The sequence below is a fragment of the Vibrio sp. 03_296 genome (assembly GCF_002265885.1).
Genome location: NZ_NPKW01000740.1, coordinates 1 through 748 on the forward strand (window position 1 = coordinate 1; position 748 = coordinate 748).

Below are 748 nucleotides of genomic sequence, written 5' to 3' on the forward strand. Positions count from 1 at the left end.
CTTGCTGACAAAGAGTATATGGATAAGCTGGAATACATTTTGGCTCCTGTCGCGTCGCAAGTACACATTGAAATCACCGAAGAGACGTTGCTGGTGGATGAGCAGGTACTGGCGCGTTCTTTTAATCTGCTGCATCAATTAGGTGTGGCGGTGTATATTGATGACTTTGGTACGGGTTTCTCCTCGTTGTCTTACCTCAATCGATTTGAAGTCGACGCGATTAAAGTCGATCCGCTCCAATTTGATTTTGGCACTTGATAACGAAAAAGGAAAAAAAAGTGTTCATGAGCCTTCTTTCTGTGGCCGAGCAACTGGGGTTAGAAGTGGTTATTGAAGGCGTTGAGTCGCAACAGCAATTGAACCATATTCCTGCCAAAGAGCACATCTCGATACAGGGCTGGTATTACAGCCGTTCACTGCAACACAACTCATTTATCCAATACTGCATCAACGCCAATCATATCAAGCCGATAGTGGAGATAGAGAAAATCTAGCTTTTCTTTGTGCTGGAAAACAGATCAAAAGAGGCCCAATTGTGAATCCGACAGTTGAGAGAAGTCTTTACCAATAAAGTAGAAGATGGCATCGGCAACCGGTTTGAGCTGTTTATCGACATAATGTTGGTAGTCGATCGCGCTCGATTGGTATTCCTTGGGTTCTGGCCCATTGAGCGTAATGAGATACTCAATACGTGCTCGATTTTGATATTGAAGTGGGCGCCCTAAGCGCTCATTGATTTCGTCTGCCA

3 protein-coding genes are annotated in these 748 nt (G+C 44.5%); 2 read left to right on the plus strand and 1 reads right to left on the minus strand.

What is annotated here, in order from left to right; all coding sequences use genetic code 11:
- Together CIK04_RS34425 and CIK04_RS34430 are read left to right on the plus strand one after the other, a co-directional pair.
- The coding region (locus CIK04_RS34425; protein WP_325205908.1) for an EAL domain-containing protein at window positions 1-258 on the plus strand (258 nt) is incomplete at its 5' end.
- Window positions 259-284: 26 nt separating this feature from the next.
- Window positions 285-494: a hypothetical protein gene (locus CIK04_RS34430; protein ID WP_325205909.1), complete on the plus strand. Its 210-nt coding sequence runs from the start codon at window positions 285-287 to the stop codon at window positions 492-494.
- A 24-nt stretch (window positions 495-518) separates the two neighbouring features.
- Here the strand turns inward: CIK04_RS34430 and CIK04_RS27550 are convergent.
- Window positions 519-748: hypothetical protein (locus CIK04_RS27550; protein ID WP_142995028.1), on the minus strand; the 230-nt coding region annotated here is incomplete at its 5' end.